This is a genomic window from Enterococcus sp. 2201sp1_2201st1_C11_2201SCRN_220225 (genome assembly GCF_040925905.1).
Taxonomy (GTDB): Bacteria; Bacillota; Bacilli; order Lactobacillales; family Enterococcaceae; genus Enterococcus_C; species Enterococcus_C asini_A.
Genome location: NZ_JBCOJC010000027.1, coordinates 32829 through 35706 on the forward strand (window position 1 = coordinate 32829; position 2878 = coordinate 35706).

Annotated in this window: 3 protein-coding genes; all 3 read left to right on the forward strand. The window is 43.7% G+C overall.

All coding sequences use genetic code 11. The annotated features are described in order from the left end of the window. Window positions 1–822: SPFH domain-containing protein (locus tag AB5754_RS08550; protein WP_368259548.1), on the forward strand; the 822-nt coding region annotated here is incomplete at its 5' end. 15 nt (window positions 823–837) lie between these two features. Beyond that, complete coding sequence (locus tag AB5754_RS08555; protein ID WP_368251293.1) at window positions 838–1956, forward strand: TFIIB-type zinc ribbon-containing protein; 1119 nt, start codon at window positions 838–840, stop codon at window positions 1954–1956. Then, window positions 1953–2756, forward strand: a complete 804-nt coding sequence (locus tag AB5754_RS08560) for a TPM domain-containing protein (protein WP_368251294.1) — start codon at window positions 1953–1955, stop codon at window positions 2754–2756. The genes AB5754_RS08555 and AB5754_RS08560 overlap by 4 nt, the downstream gene beginning before the upstream one ends. Window positions 2757–2878: the final 122 nt, after the last annotated feature.

The window sequence follows — 2878 nt, forward strand, 5'->3', positions numbered from 1 at the left end:
CCTTTGAATTACTTTGATAACTTTTACAATGCGGAGTTATTCTTGCGGGCTCACGGCACGTATTCAATTAAGATTACCGATCCTATTATGTTTTATGCCAACGCAATTCCTAAAAACAAAACTCAAGTGGACATTAATGAAATTAACGAACAGTATTTAAATGAATTTCTCACGGCATTGCAGTCTTCCATTAGCCAAATGTCGGCTGATGGCCAACGCATCAGTTATGTGCCTTCAAAGAGTATGGAACTCTCCAAATACATGGCTGATGTTCTAGACGATAGTTGGAAAGAACTACGGGGGATGGAAATCGTAGCTGTAGCCGTAGCCAGCATCTCTTATACCGATGATTCCATGAAGTTAATCAATATGCGCAACCAAGGTGCTATGCTGGGTGACCCTAGTGTGCGGGAAGGTTATGTTCAAGGATCCGTGGCTCGTGGTATGGAAGAAGCCGGCAAAAATGCGGCGGGGGCTACTACTGGCTTTATGGGTATGGGCATGGCAACCAATGCCGGGGGTGGTTTCTTAAACCAAGCTTCTCAAGCTAATAATCAACAAATCCAACAACAGCAATCACAACAAGCACAAGCTGCTCAACCCTCAGCAGATAGTTGGACTTGTCCGAAATGCGGTACCGAAAATACTGGCAAATTCTGTAGCAACTGTGGGGAAGCAAAACCGGCTCCAGCACCAACAGCTACTGCGAAACTAGAAATGAAATGTGCAGAATGCGGCGAAACGGTGGACTTAGCAAACGGAATTCCAAAATTCTGTCCTCATTGTGGCAAACCTTTCAAAGGCGTGCCGCTAGATGCCTAATAAAGGGGTGGGACTATGGAGGTAATTACACATAAATGCCCAAATTGCGGCGGGGCCCTCACCTTCGATCCCGCCGATCAAAAATTTCACTGTCCCTACTGCTTAAGTATCTTTACCGAAGCAGAGGTCAGTGAGTTTGAAGCCAAACAAAAAGCAGCTCAAATGGTAGATGAAGACAATTCAACTGCCACTGGAACTACGGAAGATGCTGCCTCAAAAGATACTACCACGGAGACAGAGACTAGCGCTGAGGGGACTATGGAGCTCTACCTCTGCCCTAGCTGTGGAGCGGAAATCGTTACAGATACTACCACGGCAGCCACCTTTTGTTACTACTGCCACAATCCTGTGGTCTTACAAGGACGCTTATCTGGAAAATTTTTACCAGATAAAGTGCTTCCTTTTGCAATAACCAAAGAAGAAGCTGTGGAAAGTTTCTTGAATTGGTCTCAAAAGAAATGGTTTGTCCCCAAAGACTTCTTTAATAAAGACCAAGTGGCCAAACTCACTGGGGTATATTTCCCTTATTGGAACGTTAACGCTCAAGCTGATGGCGGTCTAAATGGTACCGGTACATCCTTGCGAGTCTGGATTGTGGGAGACATTGAATACACCGAAACAAAACAATACGAAGTACGCCGAGCGGGACGTTTTCGCTTTAGTAATTTGGTGAAAAACGCCCTCTCCAAAAACACACAGCAAAAAATGGTGGAATCTGTGCAACCTTTCCAATTGGAGCAAGCAGTAAACTTTAAAGACCAGTACCTCGCCGGTTTTCAAGCGGAAAAACGAGACATTGAATACCAAACCTTGGCTTCTGATGTGGAACAAGAATTGAAAGGCTATGGGGAAAACTTGTTAAAAAATACAGTGGGCAGTTTTACTACTTTTTCAGTGCAAAGCAGTCACTTAGAGTTAACTGACACAAAAAAAGAATACTTGCTGTTGCCGGTGTGGTTGGTGACCTACCAAGCAGATGACGACCGGAAAAAGACTTTCTACTACGCTATGAATGGTCAAACGGGAAAAGTTGCTGGGATTTTGCCCATTAGTTATAAAAAGCTTGGCTTAGTAGCTGGAGGCATCTTTGCCGGGTTACTGGCACTCTTTATGGGGGTGGCGTATCTACTATGAAAAAACTCTTTTTATTCCTATTTGGTTTAGTGGCTATCGGCTTTCCCCTCCACGTTATGGCAGACACCGAGCATGTTGAAGATTCGGCCGGTTTGTTTTCGGAAACTCAGATCATTCAACTGGAAGAACAAGCCACAAACTTAAGTAATACCATTAAAGGGGATGTCTATTTAGTAACTTCCAATACGAATACAACAGATTCCGAAGAATACGCCCAGGAATATTTGCGGGCCAAAGTAGGCAACAACAATAACGGTGCCGTCCTCTTTTTAGATATGAATCAGCGGGTAACCGCCATTAAGACTTCTGGCAATATGATTGATTACTTAACAGATGCACGTTTGGAATCCATTTTTGATGAACTTCAAGAACAAATGGGAGCGGGGAATTATTTTGAAGCTGGCAGCAATTTTTTTGAAATGGCAGCAGGCTATGTGGAAGATGGTGTGCCTAGTGGCCATTATCGAGTGGATGAAGAAACCGGAAAAATCACTTATTACAAGACGATTTCTCCTTTTGAAGCCTTCATTGCAGTGGTACTGGCAGCAGTTTTGGCCGTGGCCTTCTTTGTGGTCATCAAATCCCGTTATCAATTGAAACTTGGCACTTACAAATATCCTTATCAAGAAAATAGCCAAGTCAACTTAACCGTCAATGAAAATCAATTGACCAATTCCTTTGTCACTACTCGTCGAATTCCCCGTAATAACAATAACAGCGGTGGCTTTGGTGGTGGCGGTGGCAGCACCACTTCTTCTAGTGGTGGCGGTACATTTGGTGGCGGCAGTCGCGGATTTTAAACTTTATACTAATTTGAACGTAAAATGGAAACAGTCTAGTAAAAACGGCTCTTCGTCAAATCGTGTTGGTGGAGACAAATCTAATAAAAATTAGTCGAAGATGTGGCGCGTTTTGTGCGCCA

Coding starts and splice junctions, on each gene's coding strand:
- AB5754_RS08560 (WP_368251294.1), top strand. CDS start 1,953: ATGAAAAAACTCTTTTTATTCCTATTTGGTTTAGTGGCTATCGGCTTT.
- AB5754_RS08555 (WP_368251293.1), top strand. CDS start 838: ATGGAGGTAATTACACATAAATGCCCAAATTGCGGCGGGGCCCTCACC.